The 18,669-nt window shown below is 62.0% G+C and carries 13 protein-coding genes; 6 read left to right on the top strand and 7 right to left on the bottom strand.

Translation table 11 applies throughout. The annotated features are described in order from the left end of the window. Positions 1–491 precede the first annotated feature (491 nt). Both QRN50_RS20180 and nadC read right to left on the bottom strand, forming a co-directional pair. Complete coding sequence (locus QRN50_RS20180) at positions 492–1,568, bottom strand: TIGR00266 family protein (protein ID WP_158227023.1); 1,077 nt, start codon at positions 1,566–1,568, stop codon at positions 492–494. 47 nt (positions 1,569–1,615) lie between these two features. Beyond that, positions 1,616–2,464 (bottom strand): carboxylating nicotinate-nucleotide diphosphorylase, encoded by an 849-nt coding sequence (gene nadC, locus QRN50_RS20185; protein ID WP_096127319.1) that lies wholly within the window; start codon positions 2,462–2,464, stop codon positions 1,616–1,618. 354 nt (positions 2,465–2,818) lie between these two features. Between nadC and QRN50_RS20190 the strand changes: the two genes are divergently transcribed. From QRN50_RS20190 to ampE, 3 genes are all read left to right on the top strand, one after another. Further along, positions 2,819–5,074, top strand: coding sequence for a DUF1631 domain-containing protein (locus QRN50_RS20190; RefSeq protein ID WP_024639796.1), 2,256 nt, complete (start codon positions 2,819–2,821; stop codon positions 5,072–5,074). 203 nt (positions 5,075–5,277) lie between these two features. Then, entirely contained in the window at positions 5,278–5,826 is a 549-nt protein-coding gene (ampD, locus tag QRN50_RS20195) for a 1,6-anhydro-N-acetylmuramyl-L-alanine amidase AmpD (protein WP_011266650.1), read from the top strand. A gap of 15 nt (positions 5,827–5,841) precedes the next feature. Next, positions 5,842–6,678 carry a regulatory signaling modulator protein AmpE gene (gene ampE, locus QRN50_RS20200; protein ID WP_096127320.1) on the top strand — a complete coding sequence of 279 codons (837 nt, stop codon included), beginning with the start codon at positions 5,842–5,844 and terminating at the stop codon, positions 6,676–6,678. Between the two features lie 35 nt (positions 6,679–6,713). Here the strand turns inward: ampE and QRN50_RS20205 are convergent, their stop codons facing one another. Together QRN50_RS20205 and cra are read right to left on the bottom strand one after the other, a co-directional pair. Continuing rightward, entirely contained in the window at positions 6,714–7,514 is an 801-nt protein-coding gene (locus QRN50_RS20205) for a TatD family hydrolase (protein ID WP_162886053.1), read from the bottom strand. Further along, positions 7,511–8,506 carry a catabolite repressor/activator gene (gene cra, locus QRN50_RS20210; RefSeq protein WP_003406606.1) on the bottom strand — a complete coding sequence of 332 codons (996 nt, stop codon included), beginning with the start codon at positions 8,504–8,506 and terminating at the stop codon, positions 7,511–7,513. The genes QRN50_RS20205 and cra overlap by 4 nt, the downstream gene beginning before the upstream one ends. A gap of 355 nt (positions 8,507–8,861) precedes the next feature. Between cra and ptsP the strand changes: the two genes are divergently transcribed. Genes ptsP through QRN50_RS20225 form a run of 3 tightly spaced genes read left to right on the top strand, consistent with a single transcriptional unit; the run spans position 8,862 to position 14,428 of the window. Then, a complete protein-coding gene (gene ptsP, locus QRN50_RS20215) occupies positions 8,862–11,732 on the top strand; it encodes a phosphoenolpyruvate--protein phosphotransferase (RefSeq protein ID WP_011266652.1) in 2,871 nt (956 codons plus the stop codon). Then, positions 11,732–12,673 carry a 1-phosphofructokinase gene (pfkB, locus tag QRN50_RS20220; protein ID WP_003406610.1) on the top strand — a complete coding sequence of 314 codons (942 nt, stop codon included), beginning with the start codon at positions 11,732–11,734 and terminating at the stop codon, positions 12,671–12,673. Before ptsP ends, pfkB begins: the two co-directional genes overlap by 1 nt. 12 nt (positions 12,674–12,685) lie before the next feature. Next, positions 12,686–14,428: a PTS fructose-like transporter subunit IIB gene (locus tag QRN50_RS20225; protein ID WP_096127321.1), complete on the top strand. Its 1,743-nt coding sequence runs from the start codon at positions 12,686–12,688 to the stop codon at positions 14,426–14,428. A gap of 39 nt (positions 14,429–14,467) precedes the next feature. On the opposite strand, the gene QRN50_RS20230 is transcribed toward QRN50_RS20225, so the two are convergent. From QRN50_RS20230 to pgi, 3 genes are all read right to left on the bottom strand, one after another. Continuing rightward, the gene (locus QRN50_RS20230; RefSeq protein ID WP_096127325.1) at positions 14,468–15,646 is read right to left on the bottom strand and encodes an acetyl-CoA C-acetyltransferase; all 1,179 of its coding nucleotides are present in this window, start codon (positions 15,644–15,646) and stop codon (positions 14,468–14,470) included. Positions 15,647–15,753: 107 nt separating this feature from the next. Next, positions 15,754–16,620: an oxygenase MpaB family protein gene (locus QRN50_RS20235; RefSeq protein ID WP_096127326.1), complete on the bottom strand. Its 867-nt coding sequence runs from the start codon at positions 16,618–16,620 to the stop codon at positions 15,754–15,756. 383 nt (positions 16,621–17,003) lie between these two features. Then, positions 17,004–18,668, bottom strand: coding sequence for a glucose-6-phosphate isomerase (pgi, locus tag QRN50_RS20240; protein ID WP_096127322.1), 1,665 nt, complete (start codon positions 18,666–18,668; stop codon positions 17,004–17,006). Between the last annotated feature and the right edge of the window lies 1 nt (position 18,669).

Genomic DNA, 18,669 nt, shown 5'->3' on the forward strand with positions numbered 1-18,669 from the left:
AGTTGAGATGATCGTTCCGCACGCTCCAGCGTGGGAGTGCAGTTCACGACGCTCTGCGTCGCCAAGAGGACGCTGAGCGTCCAGAACGGCATGCGACGCAGAGCGCCGCACGATAGTTGCGATGATCGTTCCTCACGCTCCAGCGTGGGAATGCAGTTCACGACGCTCCGCGTCGCAAGAGGACGCGGAGCGTCCGGAACGGCATGCGCCGCAGAGCGCCGCACGATAGTGAGATGATCGTTCCGCACGCTCCTGCGTGGGAATGCAGTTCACGACGCTCTGCGTCGTCAAGAGGACGCGGAGCGTCCAGAACGGCATGCGACGCAGAGCGCCGCACGATAGTGAGATGATCGTTCCTCAAGCTCCAGCGTGGGAATGCAGTTCACGACGCTCTGCGTCGTCAAGAGGACGCGGAGCGTCCGGAACGGCATGCGACGCAGAGCGCCGCACGATAGTCGGGATTTCTCCAATCTAATAACGTAATGCTGAAGTTAACGTTCGCTTCTGCCTACGCCTGCCGGCCCTGCGGCCAGCATGCGCCCGGCCAGTCGAGAGAAGGGCAGGCTTTGCAGCCATACCGTGCCAGGGCCGGTCAGTCTGGCGAAGAATACCCCTTCACCGCCGAACAGCATCGACTTGATGCCGCCACCGACCATGCGGATATCGTAATCGACCGTCTGGGTCATGGCTGCCAGGCAGCCGGTGTCGACATCCAGCGCTTCGCCTGCCGCCAGTTCGATCTTGCGCACCGTGCCGCCCATGTGCACGAACACCCAGCCGTCGCCTTCCAGCTTTTGCAGGATGAAACCTTCGCCCCCGAACAGGCCGGTGAGGATTTTCTTCTGGAACTGGATACCGATGGATACGCCTTTGGCGCCGGCCAGGAAACTGTCTTTCTGACAGATCAGCTTGCCGCCGAAATCGCGCAGGTTGAGCGGCAGGATCGTGCCGGGGTAGGGCGCTGCAAATGCCACGCGGCCCTTGCCCGAACCCTGTTGCGAAAACACTGTGGTAAACAGGCTCTCGCCGGTCAGCATGCGTTTGCCAGCACCGAACAGCGAACCCAGCAGCCCGGACGATTGATTGCTGCCGTCGCCGAAGATGGTTTCCATCTGCACGTCGCAGGTCTTGTACATCATCGCCCCGGCTTCGGCGACGGCGCTTTCGCCTGGGTCAAGTTCCAGTTCGATGAACTGGGTTTCCGTGCCGTACAGTTTGAAGTCCACGCCATCGGTGGTCTGCGCCAGGCCATAGCCGCCCGAGGCGTTCGGATCAGGCGTAAACGAAGGGCGTCTGGCGGGTACAGAGGCCGGCGCGGGTATCGAGGCTGTCTGCGCGGGCAGCCCCGACGGTTTGGGCTGGATCATGTCCGGCGTCGGCTCAGGGAAAGGCGTCACACCGTCCTTCTTCATGGCGCGCACCTGCGGCACCTGATAGATCGGCTGCCAGTCCGGCATGCCTTGCTTCCAGCACCACGCACCGGGCGACTCACGGGCAATCAGCCGTGCAGCATCCGCGTCCATCGGGCCGAGTTGCTTGCCCGCGTTCATTACAAACCATTGTTCCAAAGCGTCTACTCCCGAGCGAATAGTGACAGTTGGCTGTGCGCGATGGGTCAGAGGCTCAGGCGCATGGACAGGTCCACGGCTTTCACGTCCTTGGTCATCGCACCGATGGAAATGTAATCGACACCCGTTTCGGCAATCACCCGCAGGGTATCGTCGTTGATGCCGCCGCTGGCTTCCAGACTGGCACGGCCCGCGGTGAGGCGCACGGCCTCGCGCATGTCATCAAGGCTCAATTCATCGAGCATGATGATGTCGGCGCCTGCGTCCAGCGCCTGCTTGAGTTCACCCAGGCTCTCCACCTCGACTTCCACTGGCTTGCCGGGTGCAATCCCGTGCGCCGCTTCCACTGCCTGGGCGATGCCGCCACAGGCTGCAATATGGTTTTCCTTGATCAGAAACGCGTCGTACAGCCCGATACGGTGGTTATGACAGCCGCCGCAGGTGACTGCGTATTTCTGCGCCATGCGCAGGCCGGGCAGGGTCTTGCGGGTATCCAGCAGTTTGACCTGAGTGCCTGCGACCATGTCCGCGAAGTACTGCGCCCGCGTGGCCACTCCCGAGAGCATCTGCAGGAAATTGAGCGCGCTGCGTTCGCCGGTCAACAGCGAGCGGGCCGGGCCTTCAAGATGAAACAGGGCCTGATTCGGGCTGACTCGATCGCCATCGGTCACTTGCCAGTGCACGGCGACGCGCGGGTCCAGTTGCCGAAAGACCGCATCGACCCAGGCAGTACCGGCGATCACCGCTGCATCGCGGGAAATGATGGTGGCCTTGGCCAGTCGCTCTGCCGGAATCAATTGAGCAGTGATATCGCCGCTGCCGACATCCTCCAGCAACGCGCGACGCACATTGGCCTCGATCTCGGCGGTCAGGTCGGCAATTCGTAAATTCGGCATAGCGGGCTCCAGTAGCAAAGTCGTTCGAGTATAAGGCACCGCATCCCGCTTACCCACCTGCGCCAGTGCCAGGGTGTTACCTCCGGGAACGTGCAGTTGGTCGGTTTGGCAAATTCGTTTGCGATGGAACGCGAATATCGCGGTCTATCGCTGCACATGAATGTCTTGCCGCTTCCTTTGCGAAAGTGAAAGAAAAGTCTGACTGGCGCTGATGACAAGTTTTGAAAGATAATCCGACTTGTAATTGACGCCATGGGTTTGACGTTGCGCAAGGCCAAGGGGGTCGCTTCACAGTGCGAGGGTAGCAAGCCACGTTTGTGATGGGGTTCAGGTTGTTTCCTGTCAGGGGGTGTAATGCCGAACGACGAAAAAGTAGTGCCGTTGAGCAAATCGTTCCCTTTACAGGGGGCGGGTACTCCTTTGGCCCGATTACCTGTTGTGTTGTTGCAGGTTCGCGACAAGGCTGCCCAGCAGCTCAAGGACGCATTGCAGGCGTTGTTCGATAACGCCGACGACACGCTGTTCGAAATGGCTGACCGCGCGCGCAGCAACACTGAGCAGAACATCTTTTTTGAAGCCATGCGTGACCTGCGCCTCAAGCGCAAAAGCATAGAACGTGGCTTTCTCGACAAGTTCTACGAGTCCTTCCTGGTCCTGGGTCAGTATCAGATTCAGGAACCCGTGCTTCCGGCCGCTGTGTCTTTCGACAAGCTGTCGCTGGTGCACAACGATGATCTCGAGAAGACCGTGGCCGTGGATGCCATGGTCAGCAAGGTCATGAGCCGTGACGCCCTCGCCCTGGGCCAGCTCACTGCCCGCCTGAACGTCCTCATTCCTCAAGCCATTGCCGAAGACTCCAACCCGCTGGGGCCGGCGATGCTCTGCAGATTCTTTCTGGAGGCCGGGCGCAGCCTTGGCGTCGAGATCAAGGTCAAGCTGATCATTCTCAAGCTGTTCGAGAAGTACGTCCTGGCCAATACGGACGATCTGTACAGCGAAGCCAATCAGTTGCTGATTGCCACCGGTGTATTGCCGGACATGAAAGCGTTGCCGGCCCGGCGCTCATCCGACCGGGCAGCGCCGAGAAGTCGCGCCGCCGAGATGTCCGACCCTGTCCTGAACGAAGCCGCCGACAAGCTCGACAAGGGTGTGCAGGAGGTTTTCTCGGCCTTGCAGGAACTGCTGCTGCACGTTCGCGGCAACCTCGCGCCGCGCCATGAACCCAACGCCGAAGTGCGTCCGATTTCCAGCCGGGACCTGCTGCGCCTGCTGTCTCACCTGCAGCAATATGTGCCGTCGCAGGACACTTCAGACGACTTTGACCTGCGCAATCAGCTGGAACAGCTGCTGACGCGAGTCAACGTCAAAACCGGCAAATCCAGAATCGTCGGGGTCGGTGATGAGGATGTCATCAACCTGATCGCCATGCTGTTCGAGTTCATTCTCGATGACCGCAACCTGACGCCGTCATTGCGCGCTCTGATCGGGCGCCTGCAGATTCCGATGCTCAAAGTGGCGGTCATCGACAAAAGCTTCTTCAGCCGCGGCAGTCATCCTGCCCGCCGCCTGCTCAACGAAATTGCCACTGCCGCGCTGGGCTGGGGTGGTCGTGACGACTATCAGCGCGACTCGCTGTATCAGCGCGTCGAGCAGATCGTGCAGCGCCTGCTCAATGACTTTGTCGATGACCCGGCAATCTTCTCCGAATTGCTGGCGGATTTTCTGGCCTTCACCAGTGACGAACGTCGCCGCAGCGAGTTGCTTGAGCAGCGCACCCGCGATGCCGAAGAAGGCCGCGCGCGTGCCGAACTGGCCCGGCAGCAGGTACAACACGAACTGAATCAGCGCCTGCTGGGCAAAACCTTGCCTGAGGTTGTTGTGCGGCTGTTGCAGGAGGCCTGGAGCAAGGTCCTGCTGCTGACCTGCCTCAAGCATGGCGAGGAGTCCAGCGAGTGGCAGGCCGGGCTGGAGACCATGGACGAGTTGATCTGGAGCGTCGAGCTGCATGATGACCCGCACGCCCTGCAGCGCCTGCTGGATCTGGTGCCGGGACTGCTCAAGTCGCTGCGTGACGGTTTGACCAGTGCCGCGTTCGACCCGTTTGCCACCAGCGATTTTTTCAGCCAGCTGGAGTCGCTGCACGTCCAGGCGTTCCAGCACTTCTCGCGCTTGCAGGAAGGCGAGGGTGGCACCGCGCAAGGCGATACTGCGCAGGCAGACGGCCAGGCCGTCGAAGGCCCGCCGATGATGGCGGTGGTTGAAGAAATCGTCCTCATCACACCTGAAGAGCAGATGCTCAATGAGCCGGTGGTCCAGTTACCTGACGATGACGCAGGCCTGCAGATGGTCGACAAGCTGCGGGTCGGTTGCTGGGTCGAGATTCAGGAAGATGAAGAGCACAAGCTGCGTTGTAAATTGACCGCGATTGTCGAGCCGACCGGGCGTTATGTGTTCGTCAATCGTACCGGCATGAAGGTTCTGGAAAAGACCCGCACCGGCCTTGCCGTCGAATTTCGTCGCGGCGCGGTACGTATTCTCGACGACGCGCTGCTCTTCGACCGGGCCCTGGAGTCTGTCATCAGCAATCTGCGCAAGCTCAAGGGCGCCTGACTGGTGGCGGTGCCTGTCGCCAGATACCCGTTTGACTAAGGTGCCGACGCCCCGCGTCGGCCTGCAGTCCACGCCGCTGAGCCAAGGATCCTTGCCGTCTACAGCGTGTTTCCTACATCGCGGATCCGTACCCAGGCCCCCACATAGGCTCCTGTCACGGGCATAATCAGTGCTACTTATTCCCCCCCGTTCAAGGAGCATTCATGCAACTGGACTCCGCAAGCGGCTGGTGCGACGGCGTGCAGCATTGCCCCTCGCCCAACTTCAATGCGCGACCCGAAGGCGAAATCTCGCTGCTGGTTATCCACAACATCAGCCTGCCGCCAGCGCAGTTCAAGACCGGCAAGGTGCAGGCTTTCTTTCAGAATCAGCTCGACATCGACGAGCATCCCTACTTTGTGGGGATTGCCGATCTGCGCGTTTCAGCGCATTTTCTGATCGAACGTGATGGCGAGGTCATTCAGTTCGTCTCTTGTCTTGATCGTGCGTGGCACGCCGGTGTTTCCAGTTTTCAGGGCCGGGAGGGGTGTAATGACTTTTCTGTCGGCATCGAACTGGAGGGGACGGATGACCAGCCTTTCACCGATGCGCAATACGACGCGCTGATCGACCTGACGCGACAGTTGCGTCAGGCGTTCGAGGCGATCACCCCCGAGCGTATCTGTGGTCACAGTGACGTGGCGCCGGGACGCAAGACTGATCCTGGGCCCTGTTTTGACTGGGCCAGGTTTCGAGCGGCTTTGCTGGATTGATGTGAGGGACGAACAATGAGTTTTCTGGTGCTACTGCTGGCCGTTCTTATCGAAAAGTTTTCTGCGCTGCGTCAGCGCGTTCAGCGTGACGGACCGTGGCTGAAAGAACTGGCAAAACTCGAGGCCAGCCCGCGGACCTCGGCACGTCCGTGGGTAATGCTGGCGCTGCTGGTGCTTGTGCCCGTGCTGATCCTGCAACTGGCGCTGACCATCATCGGCTCGGTGGCCTATGGCTGGCTGCTTCTGCCCATTCACCTGCTGGTGTTGATCTACAGCCTTGGCCGGGTTGACCTGATTGCGGTGCTCGGGCCGTTTCGCGATGCCTGCCGACGTGGCGATGTGCAGGCGGCGGTGCATGTGGCCGAGCGCGACATGGGCGTGCAGGCGGACAACAGCGAGCAATTGCTGCAGGGTGTGCAGGGCTACCTGCTCTGGCAGGCGTTTCAGAGTTTCTTCGCCGTGATTTTCTGGTACTTCGTACTCGGCCCGGTGGCTGCGCTGGCCTACAGGCTGTTGGCACTTGCTGTCGAGCACGGCAAGACACCCGCACTGGTGGAACGCGCAGGGCAGTTGCGCCATGCGTTCGACTGGGTACCGGTCAGGTTGCTCGCCGCCAGCTTCGCATTGGTCGGCAATTTTGTGGCGGTCACCCGGGTGATGCTGCATGAGCTGCTGAACTGGAACATCACTGCTGCACAACTGATCACGCGCGTCGGCTGCGCCGCCAGCGAGGTTCCGCCGCCGATGATGGGGGCGCAGGGCGTTACCGGCCTCGACATGCTCTGGGAGCTGCTGGTACGTGCTGCGGTGGTCTGGTACGCGGGGTTCGCCCTGTGGACCCTTCTGCTCTGATTCGATCCTGGCCGCGCAGGCTCAGGCATGTGACATCAGGTGTGTGACAGGCGAGGCCAGTCGAACAGTTCGCAGGCATTGTCCGTGCTCGCCTGGGCCAGGCGCTCGGGGCTGATCTTCATCAGCCCCGCGAGGGCCTCGCAAATGTCGGGCAAATGCTGCGGGCTGTTGCGCTGATAGGGGTGCATGGCGGGCGCCATGTCCGGTGAGTCGGTTTCCAGCACCACGCTGTCCAGCGGCAGTTCGGCGATGACCCGATGCATGCGCAAAGCCTGCGGCCAAGTCGCGGCTCCGCCCAGACCCAGTTTGAACCCCAGCCTGATGTATTCGCGCGCTTCTTCGCGGCTTCCGGCAAACGCATGAATGATGCCGCTGCGCTGTGGCTTGTGGCGCTTGAGCGTCGCGATCACATCGGCATGGCTGCGTCGCACGTGCAGCAAGGCGGGCAGGTTGAAGTCGTTCGCCAGCTGCAATTGCGCGTCAAAGAGCGCCTGCTGACGCACCTTGTCCGGCTGCTCGACGTAATAATCCAGACCGATCTCACCTACCGCACACAGCTGCGGATGGCCTTGCAGGCGCGTCAGCCAGTCGCCCAGCTCGGTCAGGTGTGCAGTGCGGTGCTCATCGATGTACACCGGATGCATGCCGAACGCTGCGTGCAGGGCGGGGTTGGCCTCGGTCAGTTCCCAAAGCCGCTGCCAGTTACGCTGATACACCCCGAGCACCACCATGCGCTGCACGCCGAGCGCCAGACAGTTGTCCAGCACTTGAGCGCGGTCGGCATCGAAGTCCGGAAAATCCAGGTGGGTGTGGGTATCGATCAGCGTCACATTCACGCCTCGTGAATACGTTGCTTGAAGGCCCTGGCAATCGCATGCACGCCTGGCTGGTAGTCATCCTTCTCGATAGCCGCCAGCGCCAGTTGCAGGGCTTTGTCGGCGATCAATTGGTGTTGCTGGGCCATGGCGTTGACGGGCAGCGGCAGGAAATCCAGCAATTGAGTATCGCCGAAAGTGCCCAGATGCAATTGGGTTGATTGCAGTGCCTGGCTCTGCAGTACATCGAACACGCCTTGCAGCAGCACGTAGGACGTGGTGATCAACGCGTCCGGAAGATGTCCCTGGCGCTGTAGCATCTCGGTCATCAAACGCTGACCACACTGGCGGCTGAACGCTTCGCCGTGCTCGATGATGGTGGCTCCGGTAAACCCGTCGAGTGCGTGTTCGAAGCCGGCGGCACGCGCGCGACTGATGCTCAGTTCAGGACGTGCGCTGATCAGGGCGATGTGTCGCGGTCGGGTTTGCAGGAGGCTGTGGGTCAGTTGCTGACAGGCGTCGTGGTCGTCGCTGACCACCGAGCAGAAAAACTCGGGATTCATTTCCCGATCGATGGCGATGATCGGCGTGCCCTTGAGCTGCAATTCGCGGTAGCTGTCGTCACCGGTCGGCAGGCAACTGGCGACCAGCAGTGCATCACAACGGCGTGCTCGGAACAGCTGCAGAAGCTGCAGCTCGCTGGCGGGGTCGTCATCGGAACTGGCGATAAGGAGTTGATAACCGAGTCTACGCGCGCCTTGCTCGAGCAATTTGGCGATACGCGCATAGCTGGGGTTTTCCAGGTCGGGCAGGATAAAGCCCAGTGTCTTGCTATGACGGCTGCGCAGGCCCGCCGCTTGCGGGTTGGGCCGGAAGTCGTGCTGCTCGACCACGGCTTTGACACGCTCGACCGTTGCCGGGCTGATACGCTGTTTTTCGGCCTTGCCATTGATGACGTAACTGGCCGTAGTGACAGAAACACCTGCCAGACGTGCGATATCGCTCAGTTTCACCCCGGAATTTCCTTTTATTAGGTACGCGGCTCAGGACAATCGAGTTATTTTTTTCATGGCGCTGATCTTTACACCAGACCGTAGGAAATTCCCAAGTACTTCACGTATTTTAGGAATTGTCCCACAGTGATCGCACCGTCCGGGCTTCAATGAATCCCCAGAATCGAGTAACGTGCCGGGCAATTCTAGATTAAACGATTCAGCACGCCTGTTGTCTGCTGCAATCGAGATGAAAGTGATGTCCGATACGATGCTCGGACAGATATCACCTTCATCCCCCCTACGCTGTCGATCACATGATCGCCATTAAAACAAGAATCAGGTGGCGCCTTGGCGCTGCACAGGAGTCAAGGCAATGCTCGAACTCACTCTGGAGCAAATATCCATGGCCCAGTCGGCTGTGGATAAAACTGCCGCACTTAAGCTGATTGCCGACCACCTGGTCGCTGATGGTCTGGTTGCCGAGGGCTACCTCACCGGGCTGATGAACCGTGAGCAGCAAGGCTCGACCTTCCTCGGTCAGGGCATCGCCATCCCACACGGTACACCCGAAACCCGCGACCTGGTGTTTACCACCGGTGTGCGTTTGATGCAGTTCCCCGAAGGGGTGGACTGGGGCGACGGACAAATGGTTTACCTGGCGATTGGTATCGCTGCCAAATCCGACGAGCACTTGCGCCTGCTGCAACTGCTGACGCGCGCATTGGGTGAAGAGGATCTTGGCCAGGCACTGCGCGAAGCGAAGACCCCGGAAGACCTGCTCAAGCTATTGCAGGGCGCTCCGCAGGAACTGGCGCTCGACGCACAGATGATCAGCCTCGGCGTATCGGCCGACGATTTTGAAGAACTGGTCTGGCGCGGCGCACGCCTGTTGCGCAAGGCCGACTGCGTGAGTAACGGCTTTGCCGCCGTGCTCCAGCAAGTGGAAGCCTTGTCGCTGGGTGATGGCCTTTGGTGGCTGCACAGCGAGCAAACCGTCAAGCGTCCCGGTCTGGCGTTCGTCACCCCCGACAAACCCATGCGTTATCTGGGCCAGCCGCTGACCGGGCTGTTCTGCCTGGCCAGCCTCGGTGAGGCGCATCAGGCGCTGCTCGAGCGTCTGTGCCTGTTGTTGATCGAAGGCCGTGGCCACGAGCTGGGCCACGCCACCAACAGCCGCGCCGTGCTCGAAGCGCTGGGCGGCGAACTGCCAGCCGAGTGGCCGACCCGGCAGATTCAACTGGCCAACGCCCATGGCTTGCACGCTCGCCCGGCGAAGATACTGGCGCAGCTGGCCAAGGAGTTTGACGGCGAGATCCGCATGCGCGTGCTGGAAACCGGCGAGGCCGCCGTGTCGGCCAAGAGCCTGAGCAAGCTGCTCAGCCTCGGCGCCCGCCGTGGTCAGACGCTGGAATTCATTGCCGAGCCGACCATCGCCGACGACGCACTGCCAGCCCTGATCGCCGCCGTCGAGCAAGGTCTGGGCGAGGAAGTCGAACCCTTGCCCGCCGTCTCGCAGACCGAGGCTGCGCCAGCGCCGGCCCCGGCTGCTGCCAAACCGCTCAGCGCTCCGCCAGCAGGCAGCGTGTTGCAGGCTGTGTCTGCTTCACCGGGGATTGCCATGGGGCCGGCCCACGTTCAAGTGCTGCAAAGCTTCGATTATCCCCAACGGGGCGAGTCGGTGGCTGCCGAGCGCGAGCGCCTGCACAAGGCGATCGGCGAGGTGCGCAGCGATATCGAAAATCTTATTCAGCGCAGCAAGTCCAAGGCCATCCGGGAAATCTTCATCACCCACCAGGAGATGCTTGAAGACCCGGAACTGACCAGCGAAGTCGAAGCGCGCCTCAACAACGACGAAAGCGCGGCCGCGGCCTGGGCCACGGTTATCGAGACCGCTGCGGTTCAGCAGGAACAACTGCAGGACGCACTGCTGGCCGAGCGCGCCGCAGACCTGCGTGACGTCGGTCGCCGCGTGCTGGCGCAGATCTGTGGCGTCGAAACCGTTGCAGCTCCGGACGAACCCTACATTCTGGTAATGGATGAAGTCGGCCCGTCCGACGTTGCCCGTCTCGACCCGGCGCAGGTCGCCGGCATTCTTACCGCACGCGGCGGTGCCACCGCGCACAGTGCCATCGTGGCGCGTGCGCTGGGCATTCCCGCGCTGGTCGGGGCCGGTGATGAAGTGCTGCTGCTCAAGCCGGGCACCGTACTGCTGCTCGACAGCCAGCGCGGACGGCTGACCGTCGCGCCTGACGAGGCGACCCTGCAGCGCGCAGTACAGGACCGTGACGCGCGTGAGCAACGTCTCAAGGCGGCCGCCGCAGCGCGCATGGAGCCCGCTGTGACGCGCGATGGTCATGCCGTCGAAGTCTTCGCCAATATCGGCGACAGCACCGGCACACCGGCTGCCGTGGAGCAGGGCGCGGAAGGCGTCGGTCTGCTGCGCACCGAGCTGCTGTTCATGGCGCATTCCCAGGCGCCGGATGAAGCCACGCAGGAAGCTGAATACCGCCGCGTGCTGACCGATCTGGGCGGGCGTCCGCTGGTGGTGCGTACCCTGGACGTCGGTGGCGACAAGCCGCTGCCTTACTGGCCGATCGCCAAAGAGGAAAACCCGTTCCTCGGCGTCCGCGGTATCCGTCTTACCCTGCAGCGTCCTGATGTCATGGAAAGCCAGCTTCGCGCCCTGTTGCGTTCGGCAGACAGCGGCCCGCTGCGCATCATGTTCCCAATGATCGGCACGCTCGAAGAGTGGCGTCAGGCGCGGGACATGACCCAGCGCCTGCGCGAGGAAATTCCGGTCAGCGACCTGCAACTGGGGATCATGATCGAAGTGCCATCGGCTGCGCTGATCGCCCCGGTGCTGGCGAAGGAGGTGGACTTCTTCAGCATCGGCACCAATGACCTGACGCAATACACCATGGCCATCGACCGCGGCCACCCGACACTGTCGGCCCAGGCTGACGGGCTGCACCCGTCGGTGCTGCAACTGATCGACATGACCGTACGCGCAGCGCATGCCAACGGCAAATGGGTGGGCGTGTGCGGCGAACTGGCTGCAGACCCGCTGGCGGTGCCGATTCTGGTCGGCCTGGGCGTGGATGAATTGAGTGTCTCGGCGCGCAGCATTGGCGAGGTCAAGGCTTGCGTGCGTGAACTGACCCTGAGCAGCGCTCGGGAACTGGCGCAAAATGCGCTGACGGCGGGCAGCGCCGCCGAAGTCCGCGCGCTTGTGGAGGCTGTGTAATGGCGAAGATTCTTACCCTGACCATGAACCCGGCGCTGGACCTGACTGTGCAGTTGGGGCAGTTGGAGCTGGGCCAGGTCAACCGCAGCACGGCGATGCTCACTCACGCCGCGGGAAAAGGCCTGAATGTGGCGCAGGTGCTGGCTGACCTGGGCCATGACCTGACCGTTGCCGGCTTTCTCGGCGTCGACAATCAGCAAGCGTTCGAAGCGTTATTCGAGCGTCGTCAGTTCGTCGACGAGTTTGTGCGGGTGCCGGGCGAAACGCGCAGCAACATCAAGCTGGCCGAAGGCAGTGGCCGTATCACCGACCTGAACGGCCCGGGGCCGCAGGTCAGTGAAGAGGCGCAGCAGGCGCTGTTTACCCGCGTCGAACAGATCGCACAGGGTTTCGACGTGGTGGTCGTGGCGGGCAGTCTGCCGCGCGGCGTCACCCCGGAGTGGCTGCAAAAACTGCTGCTGATGCTCAAGGACCTCGGTCTGAAAGTGGCGCTGGACAGCAGTGGTCTGGCCTTGCGCGCGGGTCTGAAGGCCGGGCCCTGGCTGATCAAACCCAATACCGAAGAGCTGGCTGATGCCCTCGACGCTCCGATCATCTCCATCGCGGCGCAAGCCGAGGCGGCCGCGCGTCTGCAGGCGCAGGGCATCGAGCATGTGGTGATCTCTCAAGGCTCCGAAGGCGTGCACTGGTTCAGCCCGAGCGTGGCGCTGCATTCGCTGCCGCCCAAGGTCACCGTGGCCAGTACGGTCGGTGCGGGCGACTCGCTTTTGGCGGGCATGGTGCACGGCTTGATCAGTGGTCAAGAGCCGCACAAGACCTTGCGCACTGCCACAGCGATTGCCGCCATGGCGGTGACCCAGATCGGTTTCGGTATTACCGATGCCGCGCAACTCAAACGGCTTGAAGGCGGCGTCACTGTACGCAGCCTTTCAGAACAATAAGAGAGGATCGTCATGAAGTTAGCCATAGTTACGGCCTGCCCGAGCGGCAAGGTCAGCAGCGTACTCAGCGCACGATTGCTCGAAGCGGCGGCCCTGCGCCAGGGCTGGGAAACCAGCGTCGAAATCATCGATCCCAACAAGGCCGATCAGCAGTTGTCCGCCGAGGACATCGAAGCCGCCGATCTTGTCCTGGTGGTCAATACCGGTCCTGTGGACTTGAGCCGCTTTGTCGGCAAGCGTCTGTTTCAGGATTCGCCTGCGCATGCGTTGCAGGATGTCGACAGCTTTCTGCAGCGCGCCGAGCGAGAAGCGCAGTTGCATGCAGCGTCCGAAGCAGCGGCGCCTCAGGCAAGCGGTGGCAGCGGCGGGCAACCGCGCATTGTTGCAATCACGGCCTGTCCGACCGGTGTAGCCCACACGTTCATGGCGGCCGAAGCGATCCAGCAGGCTGCCAAGCGTCTGAATTACGACCTGCAAGTCGAAACCCAGGGCTCGGTAGGCGCGCGTAACCCGCTCAGCGCCAAGGCCATCGCCGATGCCGATGTGGTGCTGCTGGCGGCGGATATCGAAGTCAACACCGACCGCTTTGCCGGCAAGAAGATCTACCGTTGCGGCACCGGGATCGCGCTCAAGCAGTCCGAAGCGACTCTGAAAAAAGCCCTGGCGGAAGGGCAGGTGGAGTCCGATGAGGCCGCCGCCAAGTCACCTGCCAGACAAGAGAAGGCGGGCGTCTACAAACACCTGCTGACCGGCGTGTCGTTCATGCTGCCGATGGTCGTGGCGGGCGGGCTGTTGATCGCTCTTTCCTTCGTATTCGGTATCACCGCGTTCAAGGAGCCGGGCACGCTGGCTGCGGCACTGATGCAGATCGGTGGGGAAGCGGCGTTCAAACTGATGGTGCCGTTGCTGGCCGGGTACATCGCCTATTCGATTGCTGACCGTCCGGGGCTGGCACCCGGCATGATCGGTGGTCTGTTGGCGAGTACGCTGGGTGCCGGGTTCATCGGCGGTATCGTCGCAGGCTTCCTGGCCGGCTACAGTGCTGCGGCGATCAACCGCTACGCACGTCTGCCGGCCAGCGTCGAGGCGCTCAAGCCGATTCTGATCATCCCGTTGCTGTCGAGCCTGTTCACCGGTCTGGTGATGATCTACGTGGTCGGCAAGCCGGTTGCTGGCATGCTCGAAGCGTTGACGCACTTCCTCGACAGCATGGGCACCACCAATGCGATCCTGTTGGGTGTGGTGCTGGGCGCAATGATGTGCGTCGACCTCGGTGGGCCGATCAACAAGGCGTCCTACGCCTTCTCGGTCGGTTTGCTGGCGTCCCAGAGCTACGCGCCGATGGCCACCGCCATGGCTGCGGGTATGGTGCCACCCATCGGTATGGGCATCGCTACGATCCTGGCTCGCCGCAAGTTCGCCCAGAGCGAGCGTGAGGCCGGTAAGGCGGCGTTCGTGCTGGGGCTGTGCTTTATTTCGGAAGGTGCCATTCCCTTTGCCGCCAAGGACCCGTTGCGAGTGATTCCGGCCAGTGTCGTGGGTGGCGCGCTGACCGGTGCGCTGTCGATGTACTTCGGCTGCAAGCTGATGGCACCGCATGGCGGCCTGTTCGTGATGCTGATCCCCAACGCCATCAACCATGCGCTGCTTTATCTGGTGGCGATCATCGCCGGTAGTGTGCTGACCGGCGTGATCTACGCGCTGATCAAGCGCCCGGAGCCCGCTGACATGGAAGTGGTGCCCGCAGCCGCCTGATGATGCAAGGCGCGGGCTGCCCCGCGCCTTCTTCCTGCTCTAGCGTTCGAGTGCCAGAGCAACCCCCTGACCACCACCGATGCACAGCGTGGCCAGGCCCTTCTTCACATCGCGCCTGATCATCTCGTGCAGCAGTGTTACCAGCACGCGGCAGCCCGACGCGCCAATCGGGTGACCAAGAGCGATAGCGCCACCATTCACGTTGAGCTTTTGCGGATCCAGCCCCAGCTCCTTGCCGACCGACAGGGACTGTGCAGCGAAGGCTTCGTTGGCTTCGATCAGGTCCAGCTCGGCCAGCGACCAGCCAGCCTTGTCCAGGCAGCGACGTGTGGCACTGACCGGCCCGATGCCCATGATGGCCGGGTCGACACCGGCGTTGGCATACCCGGCAATGCGCGCCAGCACCGGCAGGCCCAGTTGCTCGGCTTTAGCGGCACTCATCAGCATCACGGCGGCCGCTCCGTCGTTCAGCGAAGAGGCATTGCCGGCGGTGACCGTACCGTCCTTTTTGAACGCGGGCTTGAGCTTGGCCAGCGTCTCGGCAGTGGTGCCGGCGCGGGGCTGCTCGTCTGTTACGAAGGACAGCGGATCACCCTTGCGCTGCGGGATCAGGATCGGGGTGATCTCATCGACGAAGCGTCCGGCTTCAATCGCAGCCATCGCCTTCTGCTGAGACAAAGCGGCGAACTCATCCTGGGCTTCACGGCTGATGTCGTACTGCTGCGCGAGGTTCTCGGCAGTGATGCCCATGTGGTAATCATTGAATGCATCCCACAGGCCGTCAGTGATCATCGTATCGACCATGCTGGCGTGGCCCATGCGCAATCCGGTGCGCGCGCCCGGCAGCACGTAGTTGGACAGGCTCATGTTTTCCTGGCCACCGGCGATGATGATCTCGGCGTCGCCGCAACGAATCGCCTGGGTCGCCAGGTGCAGGGCCTTGAGGCCGGAGCCGCAGACCTTGTTCAGGGTCATGGCCGGCACCGAGAAGGGCAGGCCGGCCTTGATGGCTGCCTGCCGCGCAGGGTTCTGGCCAGCGCCTGCGGTCAGCACCTGACCCATGATGACCTCATCGACCTGCGCGCCGTCCACGCCGGTGCGGGCAAGCAGTTGACGAATGACCGCTGCGCCGAGGTCGACTGCGGCGACAGAGGCCAGTGAGCCCTGAAAACTGCCCACGGCGGTACGCGTGGCGGCGACGATAACGACGTCGTGCATGGTGCTGATCCTCATTGTTATTGAGTGCTCATGGTGGCACAGATAGGCAGGCAGGTTCCAACCGTGAACCGCCCGGTCACGGTTTGCCGAAAACCTTCATGTCACGTTCAAACGCCCATGCGGCGTCTGGCACGTTGCGCCGATCCGTCGCGCACGGCCCAGCGCAGAATGGGCGCAGTATTGTTGACGCCCAGGCGGATCATCCGGCGCTTGAAGGGGCTTTGCGTGACGTCGAGCATGTCGCTGGCCCAGTCCGGCAGCAGCTCGATACCGGCGCGCATCATCAACACGCCAAAAGGCTTGGCCAGCCAGTTGGGTGCGGGCGCATCGAGCAGCAGGCGCAGCACTTCGCGGCTGCGCGCGTCACAGACCAGTTGGCCGCGTATGTCGGCCAGATAGTCAGCAATGGCCTGACGGGAGCGCGGAACGTTGCGCGCGCCGAGTCGCTCGGCGACCAGCGCCGTTTCCGCGTAGTACGCGTCCTGATCGGCGAGCGGCATGTCCGGGTTCAGATAGCGCACATGCGCTGCGAGGAAGCTGCTGACTTCGGCCACATGCACCCAGGTCAGCAAATCCGGATCGCTGGCCGCATACGGCCGGCCATCGGGCGCGGTGCCGACGATGTTCAGGTGAATGTTGCGGACCTTGTCGATCAGCCAGTTGGCATCTCGCGTAGAGCCGTAGGTGGTGCCGGACAGAAACTGCCCGGTGCGCCGCAGGCGGCCGAGCATGTCCTGACGAAAGTTGGAGTGGTCCCAGATGCCCGCCAGTGCCAGCGGGTGCAACGCCTGCAGCATCAATGCGCTGATGCCGCCGACCAGCATGCTGGTGAAATCGCCATGCACCTTCCAGCACACCGCCTGAGGGCCAAACAGACCCGGGTCGCCCTTGGGGGTCTCCAGATCCAGCTGACCCAGGGCCAGGCCGGTAAGGCTGATGACCTGGGTTTCGATGCGGGTGCGGATGAATTCCATGTCGGGCTCGGGCATCAGGGAGGGAAGTACGGCAAAGAGACTTTTGTGGTAACGGACCGTGCGACCCTTCGCTTGCTTGCGAAAGGGCCGGTACATCCGCTAAAGATGTATCACTCGAAATAAAGCTTTCGCGAACAAGTTCGCTCCTACAAGGAGAGCGTACATCCGCTGATGATGTACAGGGCTTCTGCCCGCAGGGCGTGGGAGCGAACTTGTTCGCGAAAGGGCCCTGTGCAGCCGCAGAAGTTTCTGCGTCTGACATAACGCCTTCGCGAACAAGGCGGATCGCCGCCCCGGTCGCTCCTACAAAAGCCCCGTTTCCCCTACTCATCAAGACTTCTGCGTAACGCTGAGCGCAGAGCGTGGGAACGAGAGGGAAACAATCAGCCGCGGTGACGGCCGCGGAAGTAGTTGATCAGGCCTTGGGTCGATGCATCGTCAGCCGGCTCTTCGGTGCCGCCGGTCAGACGCTGGTACACCGCCTTGCCCATTTCCTTGCCCAGCTCCACACCCCATTGGTCAAAGGCGTTGGTGCCCCAGATCACGCTCTGCACGAACACCTTGTGTTCATACATGGCCACCAGCGCGCCAAGACGACGCGGGCTGATGCGCTCGACCACCAGCGTGTTGCTCGGACGGTTGCCGGGGATGACCTTGTGCGGTGCCAGCTTCTGCACCTCTTGCTCGTCCATACCCTTCTCGCGCAGCTCGGCTTCGGCTTCTGCGCGGGTCTTGCCCATCATCAGTGCCTGGCTCTGCGACAGACAGTTGGCGTACAGCCACTGGTGGTGGTCGGCAACCGGGTTGAAGCTGACGATCGGCACAATGAAGTCGGCCGGAATCATCTGCGTGCCCTGGTGCAGCAACTGGTGGTAAGCGTGCTGACCGTTGGCACCCACGCCGCCCCAGATCACCGGTCCGGTGTCGGTCGAGGTCGGCGTACCGTCCTGACGGACGCTCTTGCCGTTGGATTCCATGTCCAGTTGTTGCAAGTGCTTGGTGATGTTGCGCAGGTAGTGGTCGTACGGCAGGATCGCGTGGCTTTGTGCGTTCCAGAAATTGCCGTACCAGACGCCCAGCAAGCCCAGTAATACCGGCATGTTCTGTTCGAAAGGCGCGCTCTGGAAATGCTGGTCCATGGTGTAGGCACCGGACAGCAGTTCCTTGAAGTTGGACATGCCGATGGCCAGCGCGATAGGCAGACCGATGGCCGACCACAGCGAATAGCGACCGCCGACCCAGTCCCACATCGGGAAGATGTTTTCTTCACGGATGCCGAAGGCCACGGCCGCCGCGTTGTTGCTGGACACCGCGATGAAGTGGCGATGCAGTTCGACTTCCGAGCCGCCCTGCGCCAGGTACCAGGCGCGTGCAGCTTGCGCATTTTTCAGGGTTTCCAGCGTATTGAAGGATTTCGACGAGACGATGAACAGCGTGGTCTCGGCACGAATCTTCATCGACAGCTCATGGAACTCGCTGCCGTCGATGTTGGCCAGGTAATGGCAGCGGACACCTTTGTGCGCGTAGGCCACCAGCGCTTCGGAGACCAGCTCCGGGCCGAGGAACGAGCCGCCGATGCCGATGTTCACCACGTCGGTGATCGGTTTTTCGGTATAACCGCGCCACAGGCCGTCATGGATGCGGCCGACCAGTTCGGTCATCTGATTGAGGACGCGGTGTACGTCCGGCATCACATCGACGCCGTTGACTTTCAACTTGTCGCCGACCGGGCGGCGCAGAGCGGTGTGCAGGGCAGGGCGGCCTTCGGATGAGTTGACCAGCTCGCCATCATACTGAGCCTTGATCGCCTCCTTGAGGCCCACTTCACCCGCCAGGCTGACCAACAGGTCGCGGGTCTCGGTGGTGATCAGGTTTTTGGAATAATCGAGAAACAGGCCAGCGCTGCTGAGGGTGAATTGGCTGAAGCGCTGCGGGTCGGTGTTGAACGCTTCGCGCATGCTGAAGTTCTGCATGGCCTGGCGGTGTTTGTTCAACGCTTGCCAGGCGGGCAGAGCGGTCACATCGGAAGGAGTGCGGTAGTACGCCATC

It is taken from the genome of Pseudomonas sp. MEJ108 (assembly GCF_030208985.1).
Classification (GTDB): domain Bacteria; phylum Pseudomonadota; class Gammaproteobacteria; order Pseudomonadales; family Pseudomonadaceae; genus Aquipseudomonas; species Aquipseudomonas fragariae.

What these genes read in the sequence shown, in the direction of transcription:
- ampE (WP_096127320.1), top strand. Translation starts at nt 5,842, where the DNA reads ATGAGTTTTCTGGTGCTACTGCTGGCCGTTCTTATCGAAAAGTTTTCT.
- ptsP (WP_011266652.1), top strand. Translation starts at nt 8,862, where the DNA reads ATGCTCGAACTCACTCTGGAGCAAATATCCATGGCCCAGTCGGCTGTG.
- ampD (WP_011266650.1), top strand. Translation starts at nt 5,278, where the DNA reads ATGCAACTGGACTCCGCAAGCGGCTGGTGCGACGGCGTGCAGCATTGC.
- QRN50_RS20230 (WP_096127325.1), bottom strand. Translation starts at nt 15,646, where the DNA reads ATGCACGACGTCGTTATCGTCGCCGCCACGCGTACCGCCGTGGGCAGT.
- QRN50_RS20190 (WP_024639796.1), top strand. Translation starts at nt 2,819, where the DNA reads ATGCCGAACGACGAAAAAGTAGTGCCGTTGAGCAAATCGTTCCCTTTA.
- nadC (WP_096127319.1), bottom strand. Translation starts at nt 2,464, where the DNA reads ATGCCGAATTTACGAATTGCCGACCTGACCGCCGAGATCGAGGCCAAT.
- QRN50_RS20235 (WP_096127326.1), bottom strand. Translation starts at nt 16,620, where the DNA reads ATGGAATTCATCCGCACCCGCATCGAAACCCAGGTCATCAGCCTTACC.
- pgi (WP_096127322.1), bottom strand. Translation starts at nt 18,668, where the DNA reads ATGGCGTACTACCGCACTCCTTCCGATGTGACCGCTCTGCCCGCCTGG.
- QRN50_RS20225 (WP_096127321.1), top strand. Translation starts at nt 12,686, where the DNA reads ATGAAGTTAGCCATAGTTACGGCCTGCCCGAGCGGCAAGGTCAGCAGC.
- pfkB (WP_003406610.1), top strand. Translation starts at nt 11,732, where the DNA reads ATGGCGAAGATTCTTACCCTGACCATGAACCCGGCGCTGGACCTGACT.